Raw genomic sequence first — 26737 nt, forward strand, 5'->3', positions numbered from 1 at the left:
CTTTGCGGGGCTGGGATCGACGTCGGTCAGGTCGCGGCTGGGGTCCACAGCCGCAGCAGGCCGGCGGTCGGCTGCGGCGCCGTCGTGGCTGGGCGCGCAGTTCCCCGCGCCCCTTGCAGCCGTCGTGGCTGGGTGCGAAGGTCCTCGCGTCTTTTATGGGGTGCTGGGGTCGACGCCCGTCAGGTCGCGGCTGATGTCCCACAGCCGTGCCGCGACGGAGGCGTCGGTGAGGTGGGGCCACACCCGTTCGTTTCGCGGGCGGCCCCGCAGGCCGAGGACACGGGGTCCCCACACCTGTCCGCCGCGCACGCCGGGGTCGAGCACGGCCCGGACCGCGGGCCAGGCGCCGGCGTGCTTGCCCTGGACGAGGAGGGCGGCCGGTGCGCCGCGCAGGCGCGCGGCGGCGGTGCGCACCTGGACCGGCGGTCGTGCCGGGGTCAGGGAGTCCAGCGCGCCCCCGGGATGGACCACCACGCCGGCCACCGGGCTGCCGGCCGCGCGCAGGCGCCGGTCGAGTTCGAGGCCGAAGTACATCTGCGCCAGCTTGGAACGTCCGTAGGTGCGCTTGGGCCGGTAGTCCCTGCGGGACTGCAGGTCGGCGAGGTCGAGCCGCTCGGACCTGGCGGCGAAGCTGCCCATGGTCACCACGCGGGCCGCCGGTGCGGCCGACAGCAGGGGCATCAGCCAGTGGGTCAGTGCGAAGTGCCCCAGGTGGTTGGTGCCGAACATGACCTCGTGACCGTCCCCGGTCTCCAGTCGCGGCGGGTCGTCGAGCGCGACGCCGGCGTTGTGGACCACCGCGTCGAGGTGTCCCACCCCCAGTGCTTCCGCGACCGTGCCGAGCGACGGGAGGTCGGCGAGGTCCAGCCGTACCGCCCGTACCCGCGCGCCGGGGACCCGCGAGCGGATCGAGGCGGTGGCGGCTTCGGCCTTCGCGGGGTTCCGGCTGCCCAGGACGACGGTGGCCCCGGTCGTGGACAACTGCTCCGCGACGAAGTACCCGATGCCGGCGTTGCCGCCGGTGACCAGGAAGACGCTGCCGTCGGCACGCGGGAGCCGTCGGACGTCCCAGGGCGGGGTGGAAAGCGTGGACGACATGGCGGCGGGGCTCCCTCGCTGTCACAGGCGGCTGCGGCCACCCGGCCGGGCGGCTCGCCACCCACGGTTCCAGCGGCCCCCGACAGATCGCCTACGGATCACCGACAGCACCGCCGGCCTGCCGAGGCCCACCGACACGGAGCCGGCCCGGGTGACTGAGCGGCTGGGCATCCGGTGAGCGGCTTCCGCGGAGCCGCCGAGACCGCGATGGACTCAAAAATCGAACACGTGCTTGAATTCGGTCATGCGATCGTTTCCCGTGGACCTGGCCCGGGCGCAGCAGGAATGGAGCGCCACCTACCGGCAGCTCGCCGCGCGGCCCGGGCGTACCGAGTTGCGGCGGCGGCTGTACCGGCTGTCGGCGGAGGTGTACTTCCATCCCTACTGGCGGCAGCGGCGGCCGAGCCCCGCCGCATGGCGGGAGTTGCGGGACCTGGGAAGCTGAGGGGGCTCGGATGGCGGGCTGGAGTGCGGGACCGTACGTCCCGGATGATCCTGAAGGCATGTCCGGACCGATACGGGTGATCGTGCATCCACCGTCGCCGACGGGTGGCCGGCGCGTGCGCGTGGACGGCGAGATCCTCGGGCTGGCGCACAACCTGACCGACGTCGCCGAGTTCCTCCGCCGGGCCGGACTGGAGGTGGACCCGGCGGATGTGGCGCGGGCGCCGTGGATCGACTGGCGGGGCGGCGGGCCGGAGTGGTGGGGGCCGGAGACGTGACGGTACCGGGCAACGCACGAGGCCCGTCCGGTGTGGACGGGCCTCGGGATGGAGCGCCGGGCAGGCCTTGCACCTGCATTTCCCCGCAGGAAGCGGGGCGTCTTTCCTTGGACCACCAACGCAGTACCGGACGGACCGTACCGGGCCGACCAGCTCTGGATTGATCATAGCCCATGTGGGTGAGGACGGGCGCCGAAGCGGTCCAGGTAGTAGGCGCGGCGGGTGCCCGGCCGCCCGTCCGGGCCGGCCGCGGGCCGGGCGGCGGTGACGGTCCGCCAGCAGACCGCGACCGCCGCCCTGAAGAACGCGGAGGCGGACTCGGGTTCGTGGTCGGCGGCGGTGACCTCGACCAGGAGCCGCTCGGGCTCCTGGACCTGCTCGGCGGTGGTCTCCGGTACGGGCCGGTTGGGGAGGGTCGTGCCGGGTTCGGGCCGCGGCCCGCGGGCGGCACGTGCGGGGGCGGTGGAGCCGGTGGCGGAGGGCGGGGCGGTCGCGGCGACGATGATCTCCAGGTGTTCCGCGAAGTGCGGGCCCGGTACCGGGGATTTCGAGGTCCGGGTGCAGGTCGTAGCCGATGGCCACGGCGGTGGCCACGAAGTCGGTACGCCGGGGCGTCCGCCGCGTGGGCCGGGTCGTCGCCGTCCGGCGCGTGGGCTCCGGCCTGGGCCTGCCACAGCGCGACGCTCCCCTCGTCGGACCGTTTTTCTTTACGCACTCCTGACGCCGGCACCCGCATCCCGGCAGGACCCGGACGTGTCCTCTTCCTTGTCCGGATTCCTGTCCGGATCACGTCGAGAATGGAGTGTGTGCCCATGGACGGCGCCGTTGTAGGGGTCGTACTGGTGGTCGTGGCGGCCCTGCTCGTGCTGCGCAGCGGGATGCGGGTGGTCAACCAGGTCGAACGTGGGGTCGTGTTCCGCTGGGGCAAGGCGCTGCCGGACTTCCGGCGGCCGGGGATCACCTTCCTCATCCCCTTCGCCGACCGGATGCGCAAGGTGAACGTGCAGGTGGTCACCATGCCGGTGCCCACGCAGGAGGGCATCACCAAGGACAACGTCTCGGTGAAGGTCGACGCCGTCGTCTACTTCCGGGTCACCGACCCGGTCCGCGCGGCCATCGAGGTGCAGGACTACGTGTTCGCCGTCGGCCAGGTCGCCCAGTCCTCGCTCCGCTCCATCATCGGCAAGAGCGACCTGGACGACCTGCTGACCGACCGGGAGCGGCTGCACGAGGGGCTCGCCCTGATGATCGACAGCCCGGCCGCCGAGTGGGGCATCCACATCGACCGCGTCGAGATCAAGGACGTACAGCTGCCGGAGTCGCTGAAGCGGTCCATGTCCCGGCAGGCCGAGGCGGAGCGGGAGCGGCGGGCCCGGGTCATCACGGCCGACGGCGAGTTCCAGGCCGCGCAGCAGCTCGCCAACGCCTCCCGGATCATGTCGGAGACCCCGGAGGCGATGCAGCTGCGCCTCCTGCAGACCGTCGTCGAGGTCGCCGCCGAGAAGAACTCCACGCTCGTGATGCCGTTCCCGGTGGAGCTGCTGCGCTACTTCGAGCGGGCGACCAAGCGGCTCGACCAGGAGGTCGAGAAGAACGAACGCGAACTGGACGGGCCGGACGGGGCGGCCGCGCTCAAGGCCGGGATCGAGCAGATCGCGTCCGTCGCCGACAAGTTCGGACCGGCCGGCGAGCTCACCGCGCCGACGGAACCGGCAGCGGAGCCGTCCGCTCCCGTCGAGCGGCCGTAGCCGGCGCCGACGTCACGGTCAGTGACGCGAGCGCTGTGAGCGTCATCGCGGCGGCGGGCGAGGTGAGTTGGGCCACCGAGCCCGCCGGCGTGGGGGCGACGCCCTGCCCGGGCGGGCGGGCGGCGCCGATCTCCTCCTCGTCCCGGTCATGCCGACGAGCGGCTGGGTCTCCTACGAGGGGCCGGACCGCTGCGCTCTTGTCTACCCGTGTGCGGGCAGCTCAGGGCCTCGGTTCCGGCGGGCGGCATCTGCGGGTGCTGCTCGATGCGGGGCCGGTGGAGCGGCGTCGGGGCGGGCGGACGGTGCTGTACGGGCGGACGGCGGCCGGGGACGTGCTGGTCGAGGCCGGAACCCGGACGGTCACCCGGCGGAGTTAGCATCCGCGTATGACGACTTCTGAGAACAACGGGTCCGTGCTCGACGTGGAGATCGGTGCGCTGCAGGGCGGCTCGGCCGGTCTGCCGGGCTACGGCGGCAAGGCCGTGCTCATTGTCAACGTGGCCTCCAAGTGCGGCCTGACCCCGCAGTACAACGGCCTGGAGAAGCTCCAGGAGCGGTACGCGGCGCAGGGCTTCACCGTGCTCGGGGTGCCCTGCAACCAGTTCATGGGCCAGGAGCCCGGCAGCGCCGAGGAGATCGCCGAGTTCTGCTCGGCGACGTACGGGGTGACCTTCCCGATGACCGAGAAGGTCGAGGTGAACGGGGAGGGCCGGCACCCGCTCTACCAGCGTCTGGTCGGGTTCGCGGACGGCGAGGGGCACACCGGGGACATCCGCTGGAACTTCGAGAAGTTCCTGGTCGGCCGGGACGGGCAGGTCGTCGCCCGGTTCGCGCCGCAGACCGAGCCGGAGTCGGCGGAGGTCGTGGCGGCGGTGGAGCGCGCCATCGGCTGAGTACGGGTTGACCTTGTCCCTGGGGCAGGGGCGAGCCTCCTGATCGCCGGGCGGAACGGATCCGCCCGGTGACGGAGGATGCGGCCGTGGAGGACAGGGTGGACGTCGTGGACGAGGAGCTGCTCACGATCGGCGCGTTCGCCGCGCGTTCCCGGCTCTCGGCGAAGGCCCTGCGCCTCTACGACCGGCTCGGGCTGCTGGCCCCGGCGCACGTCGACGAGGCGACCGGGTACCGGTACTACCGCGCCGGCCAGGTGGAGCGCGCGCGGCTGGTGGCGCTGCTGCGCCAGCTGGACATGCCGCTGGTGCGGATCGCCGAGGTGGTCGAGGCGGCGCAGGCGGCGGACGGTGACACGGCCGCCCGGCTGCTGACCGGCTACTGGGCGGACGTCGAGGCGCGGGTCGCCGGGCAGCGGACGCTCGCCGCATACCTCCGTGGACGGCTGTCCGGAGGGAGTACGGAGATGTACGGGACGTTCACGGTGGAGACGGGCGAGGTGCCGGCCCAGGTGGTGATCACCGAGACGCGGCACACGCTGGCGGACGAGCTGCCCGCCTGGATCGGCGCCTCGCTGGGCCGGCTGGAGGCGGCGGCCCGGGAGTGCGGGGGTGTGACCGGGGCGCCGTTCGTCGTCTACCACGCCGAGGTGTCCATGGAGAGCGACGGACCGGCCGAAGCCTGTGTCCCGGTGGCGGACGAGGCGGCGGCCCGGGCCTGGGCCGAGCGGCACGGGCGGACCTGGGAGACGGCGGTGCGGGTCGAGCCGGCGCGCACGCTGGCGTACACGCGGATCAGCAAGGCGCAGGTGGCGCATCCGCAGATCCTGGCGGCCTTCGAGGCGGTGGAGCGGTGGATCGCCGGGCGGCCGGGCCTGGCGTTCGACGGCCCGTGCCGGGAGGTCTACTTCGCGGACTGGGACGCGGCCGGACCGCAGGACCCGGTGTGTGACGTCGCGTTCCCCGTGCGGTGAGACTCGGCCCGGCGGGGCGGGCACAAGCCGAGCCCCCTCGGCAAGGACGGCGGGCTGGTCGAGAGGGCTCCGGGTGACGCTTGTGCTGTTGTGGCCGTGCAGTTGTGTTTGTCGGGAACGTGAAGCGCTGGGTCAGCGAATGCCCCCTACGCCTTGACCGAGGTCACGAAGGCGTTCCACGCGCCGGCCGGGAAGGCGAGGACCGGGCCCTCCTCGACCTTGGAGTCGCGTACGGCGAGTCCCGCGGTCGTCGGCGACTTGACCTCGACGCACGCCCCGTTCCCTGCGGAATAGGAGGACTTCGTCCACGTCTCCGTGGCGCCCTGAAGCAGTGCCATGTCCACTCCTGTTGCGAGTTGCTGTGGTGCTTGCTGTAGTGCGATTCACGCCAACCTTTCCGACTGGCTGGCGTGATCGACGCTACTAGCCAACTTCCTCGCCTGGAGTACCCGTTCACTCGACCGGGTGGCATATTCCGTTGGAGACTTCCGCTGGAGCGTGGCGCCGGTGTACAGTCCGCCACTGCCTCAGCGGGCGTACTCCTTGGCCGCGTCGGCGATGAACTGCCGGGACTGCTCGACGTTCAGCGACTGGGCGCGCAGGTGCTCGTACATCACGGCGTACTTCTGCACGTCGTGGGCCTTCTCCAGGTAGAGGTCGCTGGTCACGCCCTCCAGGTAGACGACGCTGGAGTCGGCCGCGTCGGCGAACTCCAGGATCGCGTACTGGCCGTTGAGGCCCGGGTGGGCGCCGCACTCGAAGGGCAGCACCTGGACGGTGATGTGCGGCTGCTGGGACATCTCGATCAGGTACTCCAGCTGCTCGCGCATCACCAGCCTGCTGCCGACGAGCCGGCGCAGCGCGGCCTCGTCGAGCACCACCCACAGGCGCAGCGGGTTGTGCTCCGCGGTGATACGTTCCTGTCGCCGCATCCGGACCTGGACCCGCTTCTCGATGTCGGCGGCGGAGGTCTCCGGCAACGCGCCCTGCACCAGGGCCTCGGCGTACGCCCGGGTCTGCAACAGCCCGGTGACCAGCTGGGGTTCGTACACCCGCAGCGACTCGGCGTCGGTCTCCAGACCGATGTAGACGCTGTACGGGATGTCCCCGAACGCGTGCCACCAGCCCTGCTGCCGCGAATCCCTGGCCATCTCCATCAGGGACTCGACGACCCGCTGGTCCTCGACCTCGTACACCCCGCACAGGTCGCGGACATCGCGCTGGCTGATGCTCCGGCGCCCGTTCTCCAGGCGGCTGATCTTCGACTGCGAAACGAGCAACCGCTCCGCCACTTCCTCCGCCGTCATGCCCTTGAGCTCGCGGAGCCTGCGCAGCTCCTGGCCCAGCCGGCGCCGCCTGACGGTGGGATTGACATTGGACGCCACGGGACGTGCACCTCCGGCTGCCTGCCTGTAACTACCACTTTGCGTATCTGCTGTTGAGCAGACTGCCACCAAGGTGCTTCCTACCGCTGGGAAACAGCGGATATGCGGCGCGTACGCGTCAGTTCGGGCACGTTCCGGATTCTCCGGACCTCCGGACGGAAATGCCGAGGGGGCGGCGGAGGCGCGTACTGCGTACGCCTCCGCCGCCCCGCTCGGACCAGCGGCTCCCGAACCGGGTCTCAGGGGTGCTGTGTCGCCGGCGGTCGCCGGCTGTTGCTGCCGTGGAACTGCGGCTCAGTGCACCACGGCGCGCGCCATCGCGCCCGCACCTCGGCGCGGTTGCATCGGAACACCGCGTGCGGGTTCCGGTGCGGCGGGCCTGACGCCCGGTCCGGCCTGGGCCGGGGCGCGGCGCGGCTGGGCGGCCGCGCCGTTCTGCACGTCCATGACGGCGTGGGCCACGAGCCCGCCCATCGGGTCGTGCCGGATCAGGTCACGCAGCCTGGAACGAGAGGACCGTCCCTCGTTGCCCGGATACAGGTGCTTGCCGAGACCGACCGCGTGGGCCAGGGCGGCGAGCGCGGCGGTCCGCGGGTCCGGCGGTACGCCGGTGCGGATCGCCGAATCCAGCCGGCCACGGATCTCCCGGGTGACGGCGTTGTCCGTCGCCTGGTAGCGAGTGGTCGGCAGCACCCCGCACATCTGACCCGCCACGGCGGCGACCATGCCGCACCGTTCCAGATGCGCGAGATAGACCTGGCGAAGGCCGAGACGTGGCCCGCCGATCCAGTGAACAGCCCGTACGGGAGCACCGCGCCTTCGCAGCAACTCCAACGCACAGTCCAAAGTCGGATCTCCAGTCGGCCGTGGCTGCACCACGGCGATACGATCCCCGTCTGGGGCTATCCGTCCGGCCAGCGCCAGCTCTACTAGCTGTGCTCCGGCCAGACCGAGGTCGAGCGACTGCGGCTGTGCAGTGGTACCCGTGGCCGGGTCCAGTGCCAGCAGCAGAAGCTCCTCCGGAAGTGTTCTGCGGCTCCTGCCCATCCATGCCTCCCCGCGTGGATGAATGACAGGGTGACCCCTCTCACATTGGTCTGTCGAGGGTGCGTGACCGGTTCGTAAGGGAACCGGCAGGTATGTCGTTCTCGTCTACCGCAGGGGCTAAGCCCGCACACAGGACACTGGTACATGGTTCGGACAGCGCACGGCGACGTGCGGAGCGTGGAGGAGGCATCGGTGGCGGGCGAGTCCCCCGACAGGTCGAAGCAGCGCGAGTCGTCGGCAGAACCGACGCCGGGGAGCGCGGAGTCGGTTCCCGAAGCACGCGACCCCCGACTGGCGGTGGCCGCCGGGAAGGAGACCGCCGGCGGCGTGGACACCGCGACCCGGATCTTCTCGGTGCGGGACCTGAAGACGGCCGAGGAGACCGGCGAGACCGGCGAACCGGGCGAGACCGGCAAGGACGACGCGAAGCTCCGCGACGCGGTGGCGGCATGGGTCCGCACGGGCGAGCCGGCGGAGGACGCGGCGGACGCGACGGCCCCTGAGGCGGCCACGGAGGCCGGGGACGGCCCCGAGGCCCCCGCGGGCACCGGACGGGCGCAGAGGGCGCAGGAGCCCCCGGAGAGCGCCGCCAGGACCACTACGGCGCCCGAGGCAACGACCGAGGACACCCCGGCCGTCCCGGAGAACGCCGCCGAGCCCCAAGACGCCACGCCCGGGCACGAGTCGACCCCCGCGGGCAAGCCGGCAACGGCCGAGGCCCCGGAGGCCAGGCCCGGGGCCACCAAGCCCGCCGACAAGCCGACGACGGCCACCGAGGCCGAGGACGCCGCCCTCCGGGGCGAGTCGGCGACCCCCGAGGAACCCCAAGACGCCAAGCCTCAGGGCGAGTCGGCGACTGCCGGTGACGCCGAGAACTCCGCCCCCGAGGACAAGCCGGAGGCGGCGTACGAGCCCGAGGACGCCAAGCCCCAGGACAAGTCAGCGACCGCCGCGGACCCCGAGGACGCCGAGGACGCCGAGGACGCCGAGGACGCCGAGGACGCCGCAGCGGAAGACAAGCCCAAGGCGACCACCGAACCCGAAGACGCCGCACCCGCCAGCAAGCCGGAGGCAGACGCCGAACCCGAAGACGCCGCGCCCGCCGCCAAGCCGGAGGCGGACGCCGAACCCGAAGACGCCGAACCCGAAGACGGCGCGCCCGCCGGGCGGTCCGGGGCGGACGCCGAACCCGCGGACGCCGACGGCGAGGACGGACCGCAGGGGCCACCCGCACCCGGCGACGATGGCCGCACGGGTGGTGCGGGTGGGAAGACCGGCGGCGGCGACGGCGAAGCCGAGCCCGCCGTCGACCAGCCCACCACCATGCTCAAGGCCCCCCGCCCCCCGCAGGTCGACCAGCCCACCACCACCCTCAAGCTGGGCGGCGGCACGACCGACGCCGAGCGCACCAGCAAGTTCGTCGCCCTCAAGTCGGACATAAAGCAGGGCCCGAAGCCCGCGGCCAAGCCGGACGCCAAGCCGGACGCCAGGCCGGACGCCAAGCCCGAGCCGGCCTCCACCACCCGCACCACCGTCCTCCCCCAGGTCGGCCCGGAGCGCACCACCCAGCAGCCGCTTCCCCCGAAGCCCCCGCTGGACCTGCTCGCCGAGCTGACCAACACCCCGCCGCCGCCGGAGACCCCGGTCCGCACGCTCTTCCGCCGGGTCAAGATCTGGACGCCGCTCGTCATCGTCCTGCTGATCGTCTTTGCGGTCGTACAGACTCTGCGTCCGCTCCCGCAGCCCACCCTCGACCTCACCGCGAAGGACACGTACACCTTCGACGGCAGCGGGACCGACATGCCCTGGCCGGCCGACGGCCAGGCCGCCCTCGACGTCCAGGGCATCGGCACGTTCGGCTCCTCGGGCGACCAGAAGCCGGTGCCGATCGCGAGCGTCGCCAAGGTGATGACCGCGTACATCGTGCTGCGCGACCACCCCCTCAAGAGCGGTGCCGCGGGCCCCAAGATAAAGATCGACCAGGCGGCCCAGGACCAGGCGAACGCCGGCCAGGAGTCGACCGTCGACGTGACGGCCGGCGACTCGATCACGCAGCGCGAGGCCCTGGAGTCCATCCTGATCGCCTCCGCCAACAACGTGGCCCGCCTGCTGGCCCGCTGGGACGCCGGCTCCGAGAAGTCGTTCGTGGCGAAGATGAACGCCACCGCGAAGCAGCTCGGCATGACCAACACGACGTACACGGACCCGTCGGGGCTCACGAACTCCACGGTGTCCACGGCCGTGGACCAGGTGAAGCTGGCGAAGGCCGCGATGGCGAGCGAGCCGTCCTTCCGCGAGGTCGCCGCCATGATGTCGTACGACGACTACAAGGGCGTCAACCACGGCAACTGGAACCAGCTGGTCGGCCAGGACAACGTCGTCGGCATCAAGACCGGCACCACCACCTCCGCCCTCGGCAACCTGGTCTTCGCCGCGAAGAAGGACGTGAACGGCGAGACCCGCACCATCATCGGCGCGGTCATCCGGCAGCCGGCCAGCGCGGCCCCGGACAAGAGCATCCTGACCGCCGCCCTCAACGCCGGCGACAAGCTGATCCGGGCGGCCCAGGCCGCGCTGAAGTCGGCGACGATCTACAAGAAGGGCGACGTCGTCGGCTCCGTGGACGACGGCCTCGGCGGCCGTACCCCGGTCGTGGCGACGAAGGACGTCACCGCCGTCGGCTGGTCGGGGCTGAAGGTGAAGCTGTCGTTCGCCGCCGACGACGTGCCGCACACCGCGAAGGCCGGCACCAAGGTGGGCACTCTCACCGTGGGTGACGGCTCCGGCTCCGCCGTCCAGGTGCCGGTCGCCCTGGAGAAGGATCTGGCCGAGCCCGGGTTCACGAGCAGGCTGACGCACCTCGGCTGACCCATAACCGGCATTCCGTCACCGCACCCCGCTGATGGCGGCCCACCCCAGGGCCCCGCGGCGGGGTGCGTGCTAGCGTCACGAAACGGGGCAGGTCGCCGGTCGCCGGGACACGGCCGCGAACTGGACGGAAAGCGGCCGCCAACACCGTGGAACACGGCCGAGAACAGAAGACGGGACACGGGGAGTGCCTTCAGGTGGCCACAGCGGAGCCGACACGTGCCGACGACGCCGAACCGGGCCCGGTAGCCGGCCCGCGAATAGCCGTGCCGCCGGCAGCCGCGGACGACACGGACGACACGGAGCGTAAGCCCGTCGGCCGGCTGCTGCGGGCCGCCGAGCCGCTGCGCAGACGGCTGCTGAGCCACCCGGTGCTGTCGGTCACCGCCCTCGCCGGCATCCTGCACGTCATCTGGCTCTTCACGTTCGCGAACAGTGGCGGGGACCTCGCGGCCCAGGACGCCTGGGCCGAGTTCGTCGGCCGCCACCCCGACTCGGCGTACAACCTCGCCTGGTACGGCGGCATGCACCCGGTGTCGTACAGCGTGGTCTCGCCGTACCTGATGTCGCTGATCGGCGTCCGCACGACGCTGATGCTCGCCGGCACCGTCTCGGCCGGTCTGCTGACCCTCCTGCTCATCCGCAGCCGTGCGGTGAAGAACCCCCTGTGGGCCGCGCTCGCCGGGGTGTTCGCGCTGATCTGCAACGCGCTCTCCGGGCGGGTCACCTTCGGGCTCGGCACGATGTTCGCGCTGGCCTCGGTCGGCGCGGTGTTCTGCTGGCCCTACCGCTGGCGGTACAAACGCTGGGCGAAGGCGCTCGTCGCCGCACCGCTCGCCGCGCTCGCCACCATGGCCTCGCCCGTGGCCGGGCTCTTCGTCGGTCTGGTCGCGGTCGCGCTGTTCCTGCAGAAGCGGCGGCCGGGCGCGTGGGCGCTGGGCCTGGCGCCCGCGGCCGTGGTGGCGGTCTCCGCCTGGCTGTTCCCGTTCTCCGGCACCCAGCCGATGGGCTTCGGATCGGTGATCATGCCGCTGGCGTACGGCCTGCTCTGCCTCTTCCTGGTGCCGAAGGAGTGGAGGACGGTCCGGCTGACGGCGGCCGTGTACAGCGTCAGCGTGGTGCTGGTGTGGCTGGTCAGCTCGCAGATCGGCTCGAACATCTCGCGGCTGCCGATGCTGTTCGCGGGCGCGACGCTGATCGCGGCCCTGCCGTACACCGTCCCGCGCTCGCGCAAGTACTACACGGTCGTCCTCGCCTTCCTCGGCTTCTGCGGCTGGATCGGGTTCAAGTCGGTCGACGACATCCTCCACACGACCCCGGCCGCGTCCTGGGCCCGTGAGCTCGCCCCGCTCGTCCACCAGCTCCAGCAGGTCGGCGCCGAGAAGGGCCGTGTCGAGGTGATCCCGGCCCGCTCGCACCGCGAGGCGTCCGCGCTCGCGCCGTACGTCAACCTGGCCCGCGGCTGGAACCGCCAGGCCGACATGGAGCGCAACCCGCTCTTCTACGACGACACCCTCAACTCCGCGAGCTACCACGAGTGGCTGCAGCGCTGGGCCGTGCACTTCGTCGTGGTGCCGAAGGACGAGCCGGACGGGGACGGCGGCGAGCGGGAGCTGGCGCTGGTGCGGCGCGGGATGCCGTACCTGAAGCAGATCTGGGGCGACGCCAACTGGCAGCTGTTCCGGGTGACCGACCCGGTGCCGCTCGCCGAGCCGAACGCGTCGGTGGACAGCGCGGAGCAGGGCGAGCTGACCATCGAGGTGCGCAAGGCCGGGCGGATCCTGATCCGGATCCCCTACTCGCCGTGGCTGAGCATCGTCGACGCGGACGGCAAGAGCCTGAAGGCTCCGCAGGAGACCGAGGCCTCCAAGCACCGGGCCGACGGCGAGCCGAAGACGTACACCAACGTCAACGGCTGCCTGATGGAGACGCCCGAGGACGCCAAGGGGGACAAGTGGACGATGCTGCTGGCCCCGCGGGCCGGGACGTACCGGCTGGCGTCGCCGTACCAGCTGCCACGGGGCACGCCCTGCCCCGACGAGCTGAAGTGATCAGCGGCGGATGACGGATGACCGAGGGTGGATCGACTCACGGAGTCGATCCACCCTCGGTCTTTTACCACCTCGGCGGCCCGGACCCGGCCGGCGAGGCGGCCGGTTCGTGTCCCTCCTCTTCCGTACCTGACACATCGTCAGCTAAACCGGACCCATGGCAGACGACACGACGCAAGCAGACGAGACCCGCAGCGACCTGTACGCCGAACTGGCCGCCGTCGGCCCCTACGGAGCCGACCTCGGGCACGCGCTCATCACCATGGTCGAGCCGCACCCCGGTCGGGAGCGCGCGTACAACCGCTGGTACGAGGACGACCACTTCATCGCCGGCGCGATGGCCATGCCGTGGATGTACGCGGGACGCCGCTGGGTCGCCACGCGGGACCTGCAACTGCTGCGCTACCCCGAGAAGTCCGCCGTGGCACAGCCGGTGACGGCCGGCTGCTACATATCCGTCTACTGGATGACCGCCGGCCGCTACGCCGACCACATGCGATGGACCGTCGGCATCAACAGACGCCTCAACCGCGACCACCGCGTCTTCCAGGACCGTACGCATGTCTTCACCGCCTTCCAGGACCACGCGGCGACGGTCTACCGCGACGGCGACCGGGGCCCTCGGGACATCCACGCCCTCGACCACCCCTACGCCGGTCTCGTCGTCCAGGTCGTCGACGCCGGCTCCCCCGAGCAGCGCGGGGAACTGCTCGCGTGGCTGCGCGACGACCACCTCCCGAAGCGGCTGGCGGGCTCCCCTGCGGCCATGGTGACCCTCTTCACGCCGACGCCCCTGCCCCTGGACCGCATGACCTACGTCAAGCAGGTGGAGGGGGTCGGAACCCGGCTGACCCTGCTGTGGTTCCTCGACCGCGACCCCCGAGACGGCTGGCGCGCGCACTTCGCGCACCTGGACACGGCGGTGACGGCGTCGGGCCTGGGCGAGGTGCAGTTCGTCGCACCGTTCGTCCCCACGGTGCCGGGGACGGACCGTTACGTGGAGGAGTTGCGATGAGCTCTCGGGGGCCGGGCCGGTCGACGGTGTGAAGATGTTGTTTAACTGGCAAGAAATTGACGCGCGTTGTCGGCGCTGGCGAGAATGCGGATCGCCTCGCTGTGACCAGAGCGAGTGCAGTGACGCGGGGGTGGGCCACGCCGTCTTCCGTCGGCCTGTGCACCTCCCTCACGTACGACCACCTCCCACACCTAGTTTCCGCAAGGGCACACCGTGACGCGCTTCTCACGCTCCAGAACGTCGGCCACCCTCGCCGCGACGGCCTTCCTCGCCGCCGCGCCCCTCGCCGGGGCCACGACCGCGAGCGCCACCACCGCGAGTGACTGCCAGACGGCCACCGTGCAGTACCGCATCGTCGACGCCGACGGAAACCCGGTCGGCGCCGACTGGACCTCCCAGGGCGGCTTCCACCAGTGGGACTCCGCCCCCGGCACGGTCGAGGTGCGTCTCGCCCCCGGGCAGAACGTCGGCGCCGGCTGCACGTACCCGGTGTCGCTGGCCGAGTACACCACCGAGGGCTCCAACTGGTACACCTCCGGCCACCAGACGCTCGTCGACCACGCCACGGTGTACCTCACCGCCGCCGACGTCGCGGGCGGCGACGACGCCAAGCGGACCTGGCAGAAGCTGGCCGTGAAGAGCCCCGACTGCTACGGGCAGATCGACCTGTACGGCGACGACGTCGTCTACGACGGCAAGTCGGGGGACGGGCACGGCCCCGCACCCTACGAGCCCGGCAACGTCGTCACCCCGTACCACCTGATAGCCGCCTGGAACGGCGGCGACAAGCCGTGCACCCCCGACCAGCCGGATTCCCCCACGCCCTCCGCGTCGACACCGGCGAGCCAGCCGCCCGCCCCGGAGACCTCCGCACCGGCCACCCCGACGCCCTCCACCCCCGCGTCCTCCACCCCGCCGGCCACCTCCTCCACGCCGCCCACCACGTCCCACGTGCCCCCGATGAAGACGCCGCCGCCCACCACCCCGGCGCCCTCCCCCAGCACCAGCACCCCGCCGCTGGCCGAGACCGGCGCCAGTTCCTCGACGCCCCTGATCGCCGGCGGCGCCGCCCTGGTGATCGCGCTCGGCGCCGGCACGCTCTTCGCCACCCGCCGGACCCGCAGGTCCTGAGCCTCTCCCGAGGCCACCCGGACATCCGACGGCTCCGCCCCTCCAGGGCGGGGCCGTCGCCCGTTACGGCCCCGCCGCCCCGGCCCCCTTCCACCCTCCCGTGCCCGGTCCTACTCTGACGGTCCGTCAGGTACAGGTCAGTGAACGGAGGTCATCGATGTCGCTGCTCACGGGCAAGACCGTCGTCGTCTCGGGAGTCGGCGCCGGACTCGGGCACCAGATCGCCGCGGCCGTCGTACGGGACGGCGGGAACGCGGTGCTGGGTGCGCGGACCGAGGCGAACCTCGCGAAGAGCGCGGCCGGGATCGATCCGGAGGGCACCCGGACCGCGTACCTGCCCACCGACATCACCGACGAGAGCCGGTGCGAGGCGCTGGCCGCGCTGGCCCGGGAGCGGTTCGGCGGGATCGACGCGGTGGTCCATGTCGCCGCCTGGGACTCCTACTTCGGCGGGGTGGAGGACGCCGACTTCGCGACCTGGGCCTCGGTGATCGACGTCAACCTGCTGGGGACGCTGCGGATGACCCGGGCGTGCCTGCCGGCGCTGAAGGCCGCGGGGGGCGGCTCGGTCGTCTTCATCGGCACCCAGTCCGCCGTCGCCGCGCCCTCCCAGGTGAGGCAGGCCGCGTACGCCGCCTCCAAGGGCGCGCTGACCAGCGCGATGTACTCGCTGGCCCGGGAGCTGGGGCCGCACCGGATCCGGGTCAACACCGTGCTGCCGGGCTGGATGTGGGGTCCGCCGGTGCAGGCGTACGTCCAGTTCACCGCGCACACGGAGGGGGTGCCGGAGGACGAGGTGCTGGGCCGGCTGACCGCCCGGATGGCGCTGCCGGAGCTGGCGACGGACGGGGACGTGGCGGACGCGGCGGTGTTCCTGGCCTCGGACCGGGCGCGGGCCATCACGGGCCAGTCACTGCTGGTCAACGCGGGGGAGCTGATGCACTGAGGGGCGATCCACGAGTCATCCCGTCGTTCATACTCATGAACCAAGGTCAGGAAGGCGAACGATTTTACTGCCCCTTGACCCTACGCCCGCTTGTCGTGCCCGCGCAACGGAACCCACGATGAGCGGGCACTTCGCGGCCTGCCCCGTCCCCGCTCCGCTTATGCGAAGTGCCAGCCAGCTGAGCGGAGTTCAGTAGGCGGACCCTGGAAGGGGGGCGCATGAACGGGCTCGACTGGGCCGTGCTCATCGGCTACTTCGGTGTGATGGTCGCGATCGGCGTCTGGTCGCACAAACGCGTGGACAACGTCAGCGACTTCTTCACCGCGGGCGGCAAGATGCCCTGGTGGCTGTCCGGCATCTCGCACCACATGTCGGGCTACAGCGCGGTGATGTTCACCGGGTACGCGGGCATCGCCTACACCTACGGCGTGACGTCCTTCGTCACCTGGTCCTTCCCGATCGCGCTCGGCATCGCGATCGGCTCGAAACTCTTCGCCCCGCGCGTCAACCGCCTCCGCTCCCGCCTGCACGTGGCGTCCCCGCTGGAGTACCTGAAGAACCGGTACAACCTCTCCACCCAGCAGGCGCTGGCCTGGTCCGGCATGCTGCTGAAGATCGTGGACGTGGCGGCGAAGTGGGCGGCGATCGCCACCCTGCTGTCCGTGTTCACCGGGGTGACCCTGAACCAGGGCATTCTGATCACCGGCGCGATCACCGCCGTCTACTGCACGATCGGCGGCCTGTGGGCGGACGCGCTCACCGAACTCGGCCAGTTCGTCATCCAGCTCCTGGCCGGGGTCTCGATGTTCGTCGCCGTCGTCCTGAAGCTGAACGACAAGGGCATCGGCTTCTTCGACGCCTGGAACCAGCCGGCCCTGCACGGCCACGGCAAGCCGCTGGTCGGCCCCTACGGCACGGTCTTCCTGCTCGCCTTCCTCTTCATCAAGCTCTTCGAGTACAACGGCGGCATGCTCAACCAGGCCCAGCGCTACATGGCGACGGCCGGCCCGAGGGAGGCCGAGCGCGGCGCCCGCCTGTCCGCCGCCCTCTGGCTGGTCTGGCCGGTCGTCCTGTTCTTCCCGATGTGGATGTCGCCGCTCCTGGTGCACGCCCAGAAGCCGGACGGTTCCGACTCCTACGGCCTGATGACCGAACAGCTCCTCCCGCACGGCCTGCTGGGCCTGGTGATCGTCGGCTTCTTCTCCCACACGATGGCGATGTGCTCCTCCGACGCCAACGCGATCGCGGCCGTCTTCACCCGTGACGTGGCCCCGGTCGTCTCGCAGCGGGCGCGGGCGTGGAACGAACGCTCGGGCCTGATCGCGGCCCGCGTCACCACGGTCGTCTTCCTCGGCCTGTCCATGACGGTGGCCACCCAGATCAACTCCCCCACCTTCAAGGACATCATCACCGTGGTCATCAAGTGGGTGGCCGGTCTGATGGGCCCGATCGCGATCCCGATGATGCTGGGCCTGCTCCGCCCCTTCCGCCGCTCAGGACCGACGGCCGCGCTCACCAGCTGGGCGGCGGGCCTGTTCGCCTTCTGGCTGGTCAACTACCCGATCAACTGGAACGTCGACGGCGGCGTCCCGCTCCAGTACCAGGTCTCGGTGCCGCTGGCCGTCTCCCTTGTCCTCTACGTCCTCGTCGGCTACCTGAAGCCGGAGGACACCCCGGAACGCCTCGCGATCATCGAGAGCGTGAACACGGACGGGGACAGCACGGCCGCGGCGGTCCCGGTCCCGGCACAGGCCCCGGCCGGCGGCGGCGACACCCTGGAGTCGCCGGTCACGGACTGACCGACGGCCACCGGCACGTCGAGCACGCGACTCGGCCCGCCCCCCGTGGCGGGCCGAGTCAGCCATGTGTGCGGCCCTGCTCCCCCGGCCGCCTCACTCGTTGTGCAGCGCCTCCGCCACCGTGAGCCGTGCCGCGCCCCGGGCCGGGAGGTACGCGCCCAGCACCGCGATCGCGAGGCCGGACAGGGCCGTCAGAGCCAGGACGCCGGCCCGCCACACGTCCGTCATGGAGGGAGGCAGGACGATGTCCACGGCGTTCGCCATGCGCGGCACCACCAGGTCGTAGCCCGCGATGCCCAGCGGGACGCCGACCAGGGAGCCGATCACCCCCAGGATCCCCATCGAGGTCACCGTCATCACCGTGACCTGGCGTGGCGTCATGCCGATGGACTTGAGCATGCCCAGGACGCGGCGGCGGTCCCGGGTGTCGAGGACGACCGTGTTGAACACGCCCAGCGCGGCGACCACGGCGAGCATGGCGGTGAGGAGCGTCGCGGAGCCGATGACGGTCTCGGCGCTGCTGTTGGAGCCGCTCACCTCCGGATCGAGGCCGGGGTCCAGGGCGCGGGCCGCCCGTGCGTAGGCGGCCGGGTCGGCGCCGTCGCGGAGCTTCACGTGGTAGGCGATGGGCCTCTCCCCCGGGGCGAGCGCCGTGAACGTCGGCCAGTCGCCGACGAGCAGCCGGCCGTCGGTCTCCATGGTCTCGCCGACGACGGTCACCCGTTCCCGGCGCTCCCCCTTCATCACCACGAGCCGGTCGCCGACGCGCAGGCCGTGCCGGCGCAGGAACGCCGAGGAGGCCACCGCCTCGCCACGGCCGTGGTTCCACCGCCCCGCGGTGAGCACGTCGCCGAGCCGCGGCCGGTCGCCGCGACGGCCCTCGAACATCACCGGCTGCACGGATCCGGCGATGTGCGCCTCGGCGTCCGCCCGCGCCGTGACCTGACCCGCGCCCGGCAACGCGCGCAGCATCGCGTCGAGCCGGCGGTCCCCGTGCTCGGCCGCCACGATCCTGCCGTGACTGACCCGGCTCGCGTACACCGTCACGTCGTAGTCGCTGCCGCTCTCCCCGAACCTGGTCATCGTCGTGGCCAGGCCGGTCGCGAAGGTCACGGTGGCCACCCCCAGGACCACGGCGGCCAGGGTCAGACCGCTGCGCCCCGGCCGAGCGAACGGCAGGCCCGTCCCGAGGCTCACCGACCGGGGCAGCCTGGTGCCGGCCAGCGCGCGCTGGAGACGCAGCGCCCGCCCGGCGCGCGGGGCGGTGCCCGCACTGATCGCCCGCGCCGCGGACAGCCGGTGGGCGCGCGCCGCGGGGACGAGCGCGGCGGCCACGCAGACGGCCGGCATCCCGAGCAGGGCGACCGCGTTCACCCAGGGCGCGATGCCGGCGCTGCGGTGGAGCATCCCGGCGTCGGGTCCCGTGAACACGAACCGGAGGAGGGGCCGCGCGAGGACGTTCCCGGCCAGGGTGCCGAGGGCACAGCCGACGACCGCGGGCACGGAGACCATGGTGAGGTAGACGGCGACCACCTGGCCGGGGGTGAACCCCAGGGCCTTCAGGATCCCGATGTGCCGGAAGCCGGAGATCACCGCACCGCTCACCACGTTGGCCACGATGAGCACGGCCACGACGACGCCGAGGACGCCGAAGGCCATCAGGTACTGGGCGTAGGCCCGGGCCGTGGCGCCGACCTGCTGCTTGAGGGTGAGGTACGTCTGGGAGGCCGTGAGCGCGTCCTCGGGCAGGGCCGCGGTGACCTTCGACAGCGCGGCGCGCAGCCGGTTCTGCGAGGACGCGTCCGTGAAGCGGAACAGCATCTGGGTGGCCGTCGGCCGCAGCGCCGGCATCTGGGCCGGGGCGACCCAGGCGTCCGCGGTCCGGCTCATCTCGTAGCCGTAGCCGACGACGGTGAGGACCGTGCCCGAGGGCAGCCGGATCCGCTGGCCGAGCGCGGTCCGCCAGTCCGGCTGCCGGTTCAGGACCACCTCACCCGGCCGCGCGGCCCACCGGCCCGCCCACAGGTCCACCCGGTCCACCGGCCCCCCGGGGCCTGACCGCCCCACGACGGTGACCGCGCCCGTGAGTTCCCGGTTGGCGTCCTGCGGCAGGTCCACGGAGGCCTGGGCGAACGGCCCGGCGGCGGCCTCGACCCCGGACCCGCGGGCGGCCTGCCGCACCTGCGCGTCCGACACCTTCGCCGGGTCGAACGCGGCGACGACGTGCGGGCCGTGCTCCTTGGCGAAGGCCCGGTCGAACGGCGCGGACGCCGAGTCGACCAGCCCCAGCGCGACCACGATCGCTCCGGTCGAGGTCAGCGTCACCAGCCAGATGACGAGGGTCTGCAGCCGGCGCCGGCGTACGGCCGCGCGGGCGGCCGCCCACACCGCCCTCATGCCGACGGCTCCAGGGTGTGCTCGCCTGCCACCCTGCCGTCGGCGAGCAGGATCAGCCGGCTCGCGCAGCGCCGCGCGAGGTGCTCGTCGTGGGTCACCAGGATCAGGGTCTGGCCGATCTGGTTGAGGTCGAGCAGCAGGTCCATCACCTGCTCGCCGGCCCGGCTGTCCAGGGCGCCGGTCGGCTCGTCGGCCAGCAGCAGGGCGGGGCGGTTCATCAACGCGCGTGCCACGGCGACGCGTTGCCGCTCCCCACCGCTGAGCACGGCGGGGTAGGCGTTGCGGCGGTCGGCGATGCCCAGTTCCTCGAGGAGTTCGAGTGCGCGGCGGCGGGCCTGCCGGGCCGGGGACCCGGTCAGCTGCGCGGCCAGCGCCACGTTGTCCAGGGCGGTCAGGTCGTCGACCAGGTTGAAGAACTGGAAGATCATGCCGATACGCCGCCGCCGGTACAGCGCAAGGCCCTTCTCGCTGAGCCTCCCCACGTCCTCACCGTGCACGACGACCGTGCCGTCCGTCGGCCGGTCGAGGCCGGAAACCATGTTGAGCAGCGTGGACTTGCCGCACCCCGAGGGTCCCATCACGGCGACCGCCTCGCCCGCCCTGATCCGCAGCGACACCCCGTCCAGGGCCGTCGTCCCGCCGTACTCCTTGCGCACGCCGTCGAGTCGTACGACGGCCTCGTCCCCGCTGTCATCAGTGACCATGCACCGGACGCTAGGCCGAAGGGGCAGGCGCGGTCATCCGCCCCCGGGTTGCACCCGGCCGCCCTCTCATCCTGGAGATGCAGGGCGCCCGTCCCACCGGGCGATGCGGCCGCGGCGGCGGTCTGCGAGAGTGAACCCCGTGTCCGAGCAGGGAACTTGCGCGCTGGTGACGGCGCTGGCGGTGGCGGTCGCGGCCGTCGGCCCGCTGACCGTGGCCCTGGTGCGTGCCCGGCGCCGGTGGCAGGCCGTCGTGGGAGAGCGCGGCTGGCTGCTGGAACGGGAGCGCCAGAGCGCCGCGGACGCCGCCGTGGCTGCCGAACGCGACCGCATCGCACGGGAGTTGCACGACATCGTCAGCCACAACGTGAGCCTCATGGTGGTGCAGGCGGGCGCCGCCCGGGAGGTGCTCGGCACGATGCCGGACGAGGCCGCGGCGGCCCTGCGGGCCGTGGAGGACGCGGGACGCGGGGCGATGACCGATCTACGGCACCTGCTGGGGCTGCTGGCGCCGTCCCAGGCCGGCGAGGACGCGGACTACGAGAACCTGGTCGGACTCCCGGGGAGCGAGGGCACCGGACCGGCGCCGCAGCCCGGCCTCGACCGGCTCGGCCCGCTGGTGGACCGGATCTCGTTCGCCGGGCTGCCCGTGGAGGTACGGATCTCCGGCGAGCCGCGCCCGCTGCCCCAGGGCATCGACGTGACCGCCTACCGCATCGTCCAGGAGGCGCTGACCAACGCGCTCCGGCACGGCGAGGACGGCGGCACGGCCCAGGTGACCGTGCGCTACGCGGACCACGCGCTGCGCGTGGAGGTCCTGAACACCGGCCCGAGCGTACTGACCGGCGCAGGTCCGGCTGGCTCCGCGGGGACGGTGGCGCGGCGCGGCCCCGGCACCGGCACGGGCCGCGGACTGCTCGGCCTGCGGGAGCGGGTGGCGGTGTACGGCGGGGACCTGGACGCCAGGCGGCGCCTCGGCGGCGGCTACCGGGTCCGGGCCCGCATCCCCCTGGACCGCCCGTGACGGCGGCCGACGGCTCCGGACCGTCCCCCCGGGTCCTCATCGCCGACGACCAGACCCTGATCCGCACCGGTTTCCGGCTGATCCTCACCGCCCGCGGCATCGAGGTCGTGGGAGAGGCGGCGGACGGCGCGGAGGCGGTGGCGGCGGCCCGCAGGCTCAGGCCGGACGTCGTCCTCATGGACATCCGGATGCCGAACCTGGACGGCCTGGAGGCCACCCGCCTCGTCCTGGAGCAGCTCCCGCGGTGCCGGGTCCTGATCCTGACCACGTTCGACCTGGACCGCTACGTGTACACGGCCCTCGCGGCCGGGGCCAGCGGGTTCCTCCTCAAGGACGTCACACCGGAACACCTGGCGGCGGCCGTACGGCTCGTCGGCACGGGCGACGCCCTGCTCGCCCCGTCGATCACCAGGCGCCTGGTGGAGCGCTTCGCCGCCGAGCCCGGCCGTGCCCCCGCCGTGCACGCCGACCTGGCCGCGCTGACCCCCCGTGAGCTGGAGGTCCTGACCCTGCTGGGCCGTGGCCTGTCCAACACGGACCTGGCCGCCGAACTCACCCTGAGCGAGGCCACGGTGAAGTCCCACGTGGCCCGGATCTTCGCCAAGCTGGGGCTCCGGGACCGCGCCCAGGCCGTCGTCGTCGCCTACGAGACAGGGCTGGTGCGGGCCGGTGACTCCGGTGCCCGGGGAGATGGTCCGGCCTAGCGCGGATACCGCGCGAGCCACCCCGGTGACGCGCCGACCGGGCTGTGCAGCGCCGGGCCCTGAGTCATCTCCATCGCGAAGTCGTCGGCGAGTTCGAGGATGGTCTGGCGGCCCTCCAGTTCGGCCACCCAGGCCGGCGGGAGGGCCGTCTCGCCGTGCAGGGCGCCGAGCAGGCCTCCGGTGAGGGCGCCGGCGACGGCGGAGGGCCCGGCCTGGTTGACGGCGAGGCTCAGCCCGTGCCGTACGTCCTCCCCCACCAGCGCGCAGTACACGGCCGCGGCGAGCATCCCGTCCGCCGCCCCGTCCCCGGTCAGCTCCTCGACCCGGCCCGGGGAGGGCATCCCCTGCCGTACGGCACCGAGCGCGTGCTGCAACGCGTCCGAGACGGGCTGGTGTCCCGGCCGGGCGGCGAGCAGGGCGAGGGCCTGCTGGACCGACCCGTCGAGGGACTGGCCGCGCGCCAGTCCGTGCACGATCACCGCGTACGCGCCGGCCGACAGGCAGGCGGTCGGATGCCCGTGCGTCTGCGCCGAGCACTCCACGGCCAGCTGTACGACGAGCTGCGGCTCCCAGCCGGCCAGCAGCCCGAACGGCGCCGACCGCGCGACGGCCTCCGGTCCCATGTCATCGGGGTTCTTCGGCGACTCCAGCGTCCCCATCCGCTCGTCGCCGAGCCCGAGCAGCAGGGACCGGGTCGGCTCCCTGCGCGCGTACAGCCACTCCTCCCTGGCGAGCCACCCGTCCTCCTTCCGCCGCTCGTCCGGCCCCCAGTCCCGCTGGGTGGCCGCCCACCGCAGGTAGGCCCGGTGCAGGTCGGTGGGCGGATGCCAGGCCCCGGTGTCCCTCCTCACCTGGGCTCTTATCAACCCGTCCACGGTGAAGAGGGTGAGCTGCGTGTGATGGGTCACGGTCCCGCGCCGCCCGTACCCGAACGCGAGATCGACCAGCCCTTCGGGCCCGTAGGCCGCCCGTATCTCCTCCAGCGTCAGCCCGTCCACCGGCCCGCCGAGCGCGTCCCCCACGGCGGTGCCGAGCAGCGTCCCCCGCACCCGGCTCCGGAAGTCCTGCTGCTCAGCACGCCCCCAGACGGCACCCGACGTCGCACTCACCACCATGACCTCCTCACGGGCACCGTCCGTACATACGAGCGCTCAGCACTGTAATCGACCGGGAACGGTCCGTTCAGGGGGCAGTTAGCCATGCGAAGTGTGGGTTGTGTGGTCCCGAGTGGTCGGCTTTCGGCCAGGTCGGACGGGGAGAGAGGGGTCAGCCGTACCAGGTGACGTTGCAGACGTAGACGCACTCGTGGCGGGGCACGGGCAGGAAACTGATGAACCCCCGACCACCCAGGATGTCGAATTCACGCAGCCCTCCCTCTCGGTCGAGGGGCCTGCCGACCTTCACGGCGTCCTGTCCCAGCGCAGCCAGCTCGGCTGCAAGGCGCTCCACCTCAGCCAGCACTCCGGGTGGCAGGCCATCCGTGACGTACTCGGCACTCGGGTTGTAGTCCCAGGCCCAGTCCGTCACAGCCCGGCCTCCGCCTCAGCCGTCTCCCGGATGGCCTGGATCTCCCTGATGGCGGCCGCCGGGTCCTGCTCGCCCGCGTCCACGATCCGCTCCAGCTCACGCAGGCGGGCGGCACGTTCCGGATGGCGTTGGATCGCCACGAACACCGCCCACGAGTGCACGAAGGCTCGCAGCGGCGCAAGGCTCTGGGTCTGCTGCGCGTTCGTCGTGGCCTCGAAGAGGTGCTGGGTGAGGGCCGGGATCCGGCTCGGGGCGATCCGCGCGACGGCGGCCCGCAGAGCATCCGGAGTGAGTTCGGGCATGGGGATCAGCGGTTCGATCGGGCCGTCGGTCTGGGCACTCACGGTGGCCTCCGGTGCGGGTGGCGCGGTCCTCGTACGGTACCCGGACACCCGACGGGGTGGCGCCTTGGCGACGCCCGTCATCGAGCTCACGGCTCGCGCCTCGTCCTTTCCAGGCGACCGCGCCGACCGCGCGGCAGTCGCGGCACGGCCCCGGCTCCGGAGCGCGGAACGCGCGCTCGCAGCCGTCGCAGGTCTGAATGACCGCCCTGTCTTTGGCGTCGGGAACGCCTGGGTCACGGGCCGCCACGACCCGGTGCCCCCAGCTCCGCCCACACGACCTTGCAACCGGCCGGGGCCTCGTCCACACCCCAACGGTCGGCGTACGCCGTCACGATCAGCAGGCCGCGCCCCGATTCGGCATCCCCGGTCCCCGGATCGCGGAAGCGCGGGATGCGGTCGCCCCGGGCGTCGGTCACCTCGATACGGAGCGTGCGGTCGGCGTACAGCCGTAGCCCCAGCCGGAAGTCCCGTCCCGCCACGCGCCCGTGCAGCACCGCGTTCGACGCCAGCTCGGCCACGACCTGCGTGGCCGACTCCGCGAACGGCAGTCCCCACTCGTCGAGTTGGCGTTCCGTGAACAGTCTCGCGAGTCGAGCACCTCTTCGGGTAGCGGACAACTGAACCGCGAAGTGGCGCGCCGGAACGGTGATTTGCGGGACGGATTTCTGGGTCATGTCACCCAGCGTGGTCGCCCGTCCCTACCCTGAACAGCAATGTTCCCGGCACAGAGCGTCACTGTCCGGGTGCCGAGCGGGGTCGTACGGGTCGTACGTCGGAAGGGGCGGGTGTGGAGGACGAGGAGGCCGAGGCCGTACTCAGGGCGGTCGGGCGGCAGATCAAGGCGTGGCGGGAGGCCGCCGGGCTGCGGCAGGCCGAACTCGGCGCCGCCATCGGCTACAGCGAGGAGATGGTGTCGGCCGTGGAGCGGGGCCGGCGCATCCCCAAGCCGGACTTCCTGGAGAAGGCCGACGAGGTGCTGGGGGCGGGCGGGAAGCTCGCGTTCATGAAGGAGGACGTGGAGCGGGCTCGGTATCCGAAGAAGGTTCGGGATCTGGCGAAGTTGGAGGGTGAGGCGGTCGAACTGGGGGCCTACGCCAACCACAACATGCACGGCCTGCTCCAGACACCGGAGTACGCGCGGTCGTTGTTCGCCATGCGTCGGCCTGCTTACCCGGAGGACGAGATCGAGCGCCAGGTCGCCGCTCGCATGGCACGGCAGAGCGTCTTCGAACGTGCACCCCTGCCGGAACTCACCTTCGTCCTTGAAGAGGTGACGCTGCGACGGCCCATCGGGGGGAGACTGGTGCTGCGGCAACAGCTCGATCACCTATTGGAGGTCGGCAAGTTGAGGCACGTGACCATTCAGGTGATGCCCACGGACCGCGAGGACCACGCGGGTATGGGCGGCTCGCTCCAGCTGGTGAAGCTCCGAGACGGCAAGACACTCGGTCACTCGGAGGCCCAGTTGCACAGCCGCATGATCAGCGATCCCAGAGAGGTACAGATCCTGGAAATGCGCTATGGAATGATCCGAGCGCAGGCTCTCACGCCTCGGGAGTCGCTGGCCTTCATCGACAAAGCGCTGGGAGAAAAGGCATGACCGCCCTTGAGTGGTTCAAGAGCAGCTACAGCAGCAACGACGGCCCCGAGTGCGTCGAGGTCGCCATATCCCCCGCAACCGCCACCACCGTCCACGTCCGCGATTCCAAGGACAAGGACGGCGCACGGCTCACCTTCACCGACGCCTCGTGGGTCGACTTCCTGGCGTTCGCCCGGCGTTGAGCGCCGTCCGCGGAGCGGCTGGTATGACTGGTGCATGCAGGAAGAGACCGCACAGTCCGCGATCGACACGTTCATCTCCGCCTTCAACGCCTCGGACGACAGTTATGTGACCGCCCTGCTCTCCCAGGCCCTGACCTCGGACGTGGTCTTCTGGGGGCCGCTCGGCCGCAGTGAGGGGATCGAGGCGGTCGAGCGGTTCGTGCTGGACATCCGGCGCCATCCGGCGGGGACCGGGACGATGGTGCGCTGCTCGGCGGTGGACATGCCCGACGAGTGGGCCCGGTACCGGTGGGTCTTCACCACCCCGGACGGCGGCCCCCACCTGGCCGGAACGGACGTCGTGCACCTGCGCCGGAGCCTCATCGACCAGGTCATCGTCTTCGCCGGGGAGATCGGGTCCGCCTCCTGAGCCGTTCAGGGGCGGGTTCGCCGGGCAGGCGGTGTTCACCTGCCGGTGCAGCCACGAGCCCGCGGTGCGGGAGCGGCATGACCGCATCGCCGCGGCCCGAGCCGGAGGTGACACCGTGACCGCTGCCTGTCGCGACCTCTCGCGGCTCACGGACCGGCCGTGGTGAGCCGGCCCT

General features: G+C 72.0%; 27 protein-coding genes and 1 pseudogene. 17 read left to right on the plus strand and 11 right to left on the minus strand.

Annotated features, from left to right (window positions below; genetic code table 11):
• Positions 1-153: 153 nt before the first annotated feature.
• Positions 154-1098 (minus strand): SDR family NAD(P)-dependent oxidoreductase, encoded by a 945-nt coding sequence (locus tag ACZ63F_RS07965; RefSeq protein ID WP_469709656.1) that lies wholly within the window; start codon positions 1096-1098, stop codon positions 154-156.
• A 244-nt stretch (positions 1099-1342) separates the two neighbouring features.
• On the opposite strand from ACZ63F_RS07965, the gene ACZ63F_RS07970 reads away from it, so the two are divergent.
• Positions 1343-1543, plus strand: a complete 201-nt coding sequence (locus ACZ63F_RS07970; protein ID WP_352356904.1) for a hypothetical protein — start codon at positions 1343-1345, stop codon at positions 1541-1543.
• Between the two features lie 58 nt (positions 1544-1601).
• Complete coding sequence (locus ACZ63F_RS07975) at positions 1602-1820, plus strand: hypothetical protein (RefSeq protein WP_351957174.1); 219 nt, start codon at positions 1602-1604, stop codon at positions 1818-1820.
• 164 nt (positions 1821-1984) lie between these two features.
• Here the strand turns inward: ACZ63F_RS07975 and ACZ63F_RS07980 are convergent, their stop codons facing one another.
• A complete protein-coding gene (locus tag ACZ63F_RS07980) occupies positions 1985-2494 on the minus strand; it encodes a hypothetical protein (RefSeq protein ID WP_469709657.1) in 510 nt (169 codons plus the stop codon).
• Between the two features lie 138 nt (positions 2495-2632).
• On the opposite strand from ACZ63F_RS07980, the gene ACZ63F_RS07985 reads away from it, so the two are divergent.
• The 4 genes and pseudogenes from ACZ63F_RS07985 (at position 2633) to ACZ63F_RS08000 (ending at position 5432) form a co-directional block, all read left to right on the plus strand.
• Entirely contained in the window at positions 2633-3568 is a 936-nt protein-coding gene (locus tag ACZ63F_RS07985; RefSeq protein WP_469709658.1) for a slipin family protein, read from the plus strand.
• A gap of 106 nt (positions 3569-3674) precedes the next feature.
• A pseudogene (locus ACZ63F_RS07990) lies at positions 3675-3945 on the plus strand (winged helix-turn-helix domain-containing protein); the annotation flags it as partial.
• A 9-nt stretch (positions 3946-3954) separates the two neighbouring features.
• On the plus strand, positions 3955-4461 hold the full coding sequence (locus tag ACZ63F_RS07995; protein ID WP_352356920.1) for a glutathione peroxidase: 507 nt from the start codon (positions 3955-3957) through the stop codon (positions 4459-4461).
• Positions 4462-4529: 68 nt separating this feature from the next.
• Entirely contained in the window at positions 4530-5432 is a 903-nt protein-coding gene (locus tag ACZ63F_RS08000) for a MerR family transcriptional regulator (RefSeq protein WP_469709659.1), read from the plus strand.
• A gap of 146 nt (positions 5433-5578) precedes the next feature.
• Here ACZ63F_RS08000 and ACZ63F_RS08005 read toward each other — a convergent pair whose 3' ends face one another.
• The 3 genes from ACZ63F_RS08005 to ACZ63F_RS08015 form a co-directional block, all read right to left on the minus strand.
• The gene (locus tag ACZ63F_RS08005) at positions 5579-5770 is read right to left on the minus strand and encodes a DUF397 domain-containing protein (protein WP_089102095.1); all 192 of its coding nucleotides are present in this window, start codon (positions 5768-5770) and stop codon (positions 5579-5581) included.
• A 189-nt stretch (positions 5771-5959) separates the two neighbouring features.
• Positions 5960-6817: a helix-turn-helix domain-containing protein gene (locus ACZ63F_RS08010; RefSeq protein ID WP_093501737.1), complete on the minus strand. Its 858-nt coding sequence runs from the start codon at positions 6815-6817 to the stop codon at positions 5960-5962.
• Positions 6818-7111: 294 nt separating this feature from the next.
• Positions 7112-7864, minus strand: a complete 753-nt coding sequence (locus tag ACZ63F_RS08015) for a GOLPH3/VPS74 family protein (RefSeq protein ID WP_351957165.1) — start codon at positions 7862-7864, stop codon at positions 7112-7114.
• Positions 7865-8008: 144 nt separating this feature from the next.
• On the opposite strand from ACZ63F_RS08015, the gene ACZ63F_RS08020 reads away from it, so the two are divergent.
• The 6 genes from ACZ63F_RS08020 (at position 8009) to ACZ63F_RS08045 (ending at position 17674) form a co-directional block, all read left to right on the plus strand.
• On the plus strand, positions 8009-10732 hold the full coding sequence (locus ACZ63F_RS08020; RefSeq protein ID WP_469709660.1) for a serine hydrolase: 2724 nt from the start codon (positions 8009-8011) through the stop codon (positions 10730-10732).
• A gap of 197 nt (positions 10733-10929) precedes the next feature.
• Positions 10930-12783 (plus strand): MFS transporter, encoded by a 1854-nt coding sequence (locus tag ACZ63F_RS08025; RefSeq protein ID WP_469709661.1) that lies wholly within the window; start codon positions 10930-10932, stop codon positions 12781-12783.
• Between the two features lie 157 nt (positions 12784-12940).
• Positions 12941-13798 carry a hypothetical protein gene (locus tag ACZ63F_RS08030; protein WP_469709662.1) on the plus strand — a complete coding sequence of 286 codons (858 nt, stop codon included), beginning with the start codon at positions 12941-12943 and terminating at the stop codon, positions 13796-13798.
• Positions 13799-14011: 213 nt separating this feature from the next.
• Positions 14012-14929 carry an LAETG motif-containing sortase-dependent surface protein gene (locus ACZ63F_RS08035; RefSeq protein WP_469709663.1) on the plus strand — a complete coding sequence of 306 codons (918 nt, stop codon included), beginning with the start codon at positions 14012-14014 and terminating at the stop codon, positions 14927-14929.
• A gap of 157 nt (positions 14930-15086) precedes the next feature.
• Positions 15087-15875, plus strand: a complete 789-nt coding sequence (locus ACZ63F_RS08040) for an SDR family oxidoreductase (RefSeq protein WP_469709664.1) — start codon at positions 15087-15089, stop codon at positions 15873-15875.
• 218 nt (positions 15876-16093) lie between these two features.
• Positions 16094-17674, plus strand: a complete 1581-nt coding sequence (locus ACZ63F_RS08045) for a sodium:solute symporter family protein (RefSeq protein WP_469709665.1) — start codon at positions 16094-16096, stop codon at positions 17672-17674.
• Between the two features lie 93 nt (positions 17675-17767).
• Here the strand turns inward: ACZ63F_RS08045 and ACZ63F_RS08050 are convergent, their stop codons facing one another.
• Both ACZ63F_RS08050 and ACZ63F_RS08055 read right to left on the minus strand, forming a co-directional pair.
• On the minus strand, positions 17768-20071 hold the full coding sequence (locus ACZ63F_RS08050; protein ID WP_469709666.1) for an FtsX-like permease family protein: 2304 nt from the start codon (positions 20069-20071) through the stop codon (positions 17768-17770).
• Entirely contained in the window at positions 20068-20775 is a 708-nt protein-coding gene (locus tag ACZ63F_RS08055) for an ABC transporter ATP-binding protein (RefSeq protein WP_469709667.1), read from the minus strand. The genes ACZ63F_RS08050 and ACZ63F_RS08055 overlap by 4 nt, the downstream gene beginning before the upstream one ends.
• A 139-nt stretch (positions 20776-20914) precedes the next feature.
• Between ACZ63F_RS08055 and ACZ63F_RS08060 the strand changes: the two genes are divergently transcribed.
• Positions 20915-21796, plus strand: coding sequence for a sensor histidine kinase (locus ACZ63F_RS08060; RefSeq protein ID WP_469709668.1), 882 nt, complete (start codon positions 20915-20917; stop codon positions 21794-21796).
• On the plus strand, positions 21793-22500 hold the full coding sequence (locus ACZ63F_RS08065) for a response regulator (RefSeq protein WP_469709669.1): 708 nt from the start codon (positions 21793-21795) through the stop codon (positions 22498-22500). Before ACZ63F_RS08060 ends, ACZ63F_RS08065 begins: the two co-directional genes overlap by 4 nt.
• Here the strand turns inward: ACZ63F_RS08065 and ACZ63F_RS08070 are convergent.
• The 4 genes from ACZ63F_RS08070 to ACZ63F_RS08085 all read right to left on the minus strand — a co-directional run bounded on the left by ACZ63F_RS08070 (position 22497) and on the right by ACZ63F_RS08085 (position 25045).
• Entirely contained in the window at positions 22497-23609 is a 1113-nt protein-coding gene (locus ACZ63F_RS08070; protein WP_469709670.1) for an ADP-ribosylglycohydrolase family protein, read from the minus strand. The two genes, ACZ63F_RS08065 and ACZ63F_RS08070, sit on opposite strands and share 4 nt — an antisense overlap.
• Positions 23610-23766: 157 nt before the next feature.
• The gene (locus ACZ63F_RS08075; RefSeq protein ID WP_469709671.1) at positions 23767-24027 is read right to left on the minus strand and encodes a hypothetical protein; all 261 of its coding nucleotides are present in this window, start codon (positions 24025-24027) and stop codon (positions 23767-23769) included.
• Positions 24024-24371: a DUF6247 family protein gene (locus ACZ63F_RS08080; protein WP_469709672.1), complete on the minus strand. Its 348-nt coding sequence runs from the start codon at positions 24369-24371 to the stop codon at positions 24024-24026. The genes ACZ63F_RS08075 and ACZ63F_RS08080 overlap by 4 nt, the downstream gene beginning before the upstream one ends.
• Before the next feature lie 233 nt (positions 24372-24604).
• The gene (locus ACZ63F_RS08085; RefSeq protein WP_469709673.1) at positions 24605-25045 is read right to left on the minus strand and encodes an ATP-binding protein; all 441 of its coding nucleotides are present in this window, start codon (positions 25043-25045) and stop codon (positions 24605-24607) included.
• A gap of 113 nt (positions 25046-25158) precedes the next feature.
• On the opposite strand from ACZ63F_RS08085, the gene ACZ63F_RS08090 reads away from it, so the two are divergent.
• The 3 genes from ACZ63F_RS08090 to ACZ63F_RS08100 are packed head-to-tail and all read left to right on the plus strand — an operon-like array spanning position 25159 to position 26562.
• Positions 25159-25971 (plus strand): helix-turn-helix domain-containing protein, encoded by an 813-nt coding sequence (locus ACZ63F_RS08090; RefSeq protein ID WP_469709674.1) that lies wholly within the window; start codon positions 25159-25161, stop codon positions 25969-25971.
• On the plus strand, positions 25968-26153 hold the full coding sequence (locus ACZ63F_RS08095) for a DUF397 domain-containing protein (protein WP_352093562.1): 186 nt from the start codon (positions 25968-25970) through the stop codon (positions 26151-26153). Before ACZ63F_RS08090 ends, ACZ63F_RS08095 begins: the two co-directional genes overlap by 4 nt.
• Positions 26154-26187: 34 nt before the next feature.
• Positions 26188-26562: a nuclear transport factor 2 family protein gene (locus tag ACZ63F_RS08100; protein ID WP_093501711.1), complete on the plus strand. Its 375-nt coding sequence runs from the start codon at positions 26188-26190 to the stop codon at positions 26560-26562.
• Positions 26563-26737: the final 175 nt, after the last annotated feature.

Source organism: Streptomyces sp. NPDC104761 (assembly GCF_055583445.1).

Coding starts and splice junctions, on each gene's coding strand:
- ACZ63F_RS08030 (WP_469709662.1), top strand. CDS start 12,941: ATGGCAGACGACACGACGCAAGCAGACGAGACCCGCAGCGACCTGTAC.
- ACZ63F_RS07975 (WP_351957174.1), top strand. CDS start 1,602: ATGTCCGGACCGATACGGGTGATCGTGCATCCACCGTCGCCGACGGGT.
- ACZ63F_RS08045 (WP_469709665.1), top strand. CDS start 16,094: ATGAACGGGCTCGACTGGGCCGTGCTCATCGGCTACTTCGGTGTGATG.
- ACZ63F_RS07985 (WP_469709658.1), top strand. CDS start 2,633: ATGGACGGCGCCGTTGTAGGGGTCGTACTGGTGGTCGTGGCGGCCCTG.
- ACZ63F_RS07995 (WP_352356920.1), top strand. CDS start 3,955: ATGACGACTTCTGAGAACAACGGGTCCGTGCTCGACGTGGAGATCGGT.
- ACZ63F_RS07965 (WP_469709656.1), bottom strand. CDS start 1,098: ATGTCGTCCACGCTTTCCACCCCGCCCTGGGACGTCCGACGGCTCCCG.
- ACZ63F_RS08015 (WP_351957165.1), bottom strand. CDS start 7,864: ATGGGCAGGAGCCGCAGAACACTTCCGGAGGAGCTTCTGCTGCTGGCA.
- ACZ63F_RS08095 (WP_352093562.1), top strand. CDS start 25,968: ATGACCGCCCTTGAGTGGTTCAAGAGCAGCTACAGCAGCAACGACGGC.
- ACZ63F_RS07970 (WP_352356904.1), top strand. CDS start 1,343: ATGCGATCGTTTCCCGTGGACCTGGCCCGGGCGCAGCAGGAATGGAGC.
- ACZ63F_RS08005 (WP_089102095.1), bottom strand. CDS start 5,770: ATGGCACTGCTTCAGGGCGCCACGGAGACGTGGACGAAGTCCTCCTAT.
- ACZ63F_RS08100 (WP_093501711.1), top strand. CDS start 26,188: ATGCAGGAAGAGACCGCACAGTCCGCGATCGACACGTTCATCTCCGCC.
- ACZ63F_RS08040 (WP_469709664.1), top strand. CDS start 15,087: ATGTCGCTGCTCACGGGCAAGACCGTCGTCGTCTCGGGAGTCGGCGCC.
- ACZ63F_RS08050 (WP_469709666.1), bottom strand. CDS start 20,071: ATGAGGGCGGTGTGGGCGGCCGCCCGCGCGGCCGTACGCCGGCGCCGG.
- ACZ63F_RS08020 (WP_469709660.1), top strand. CDS start 8,009: ATGGTTCGGACAGCGCACGGCGACGTGCGGAGCGTGGAGGAGGCATCG.
- ACZ63F_RS08055 (WP_469709667.1), bottom strand. CDS start 20,775: ATGGTCACTGATGACAGCGGGGACGAGGCCGTCGTACGACTCGACGGC.
- ACZ63F_RS08085 (WP_469709673.1), bottom strand. CDS start 25,045: ATGACCCAGAAATCCGTCCCGCAAATCACCGTTCCGGCGCGCCACTTC.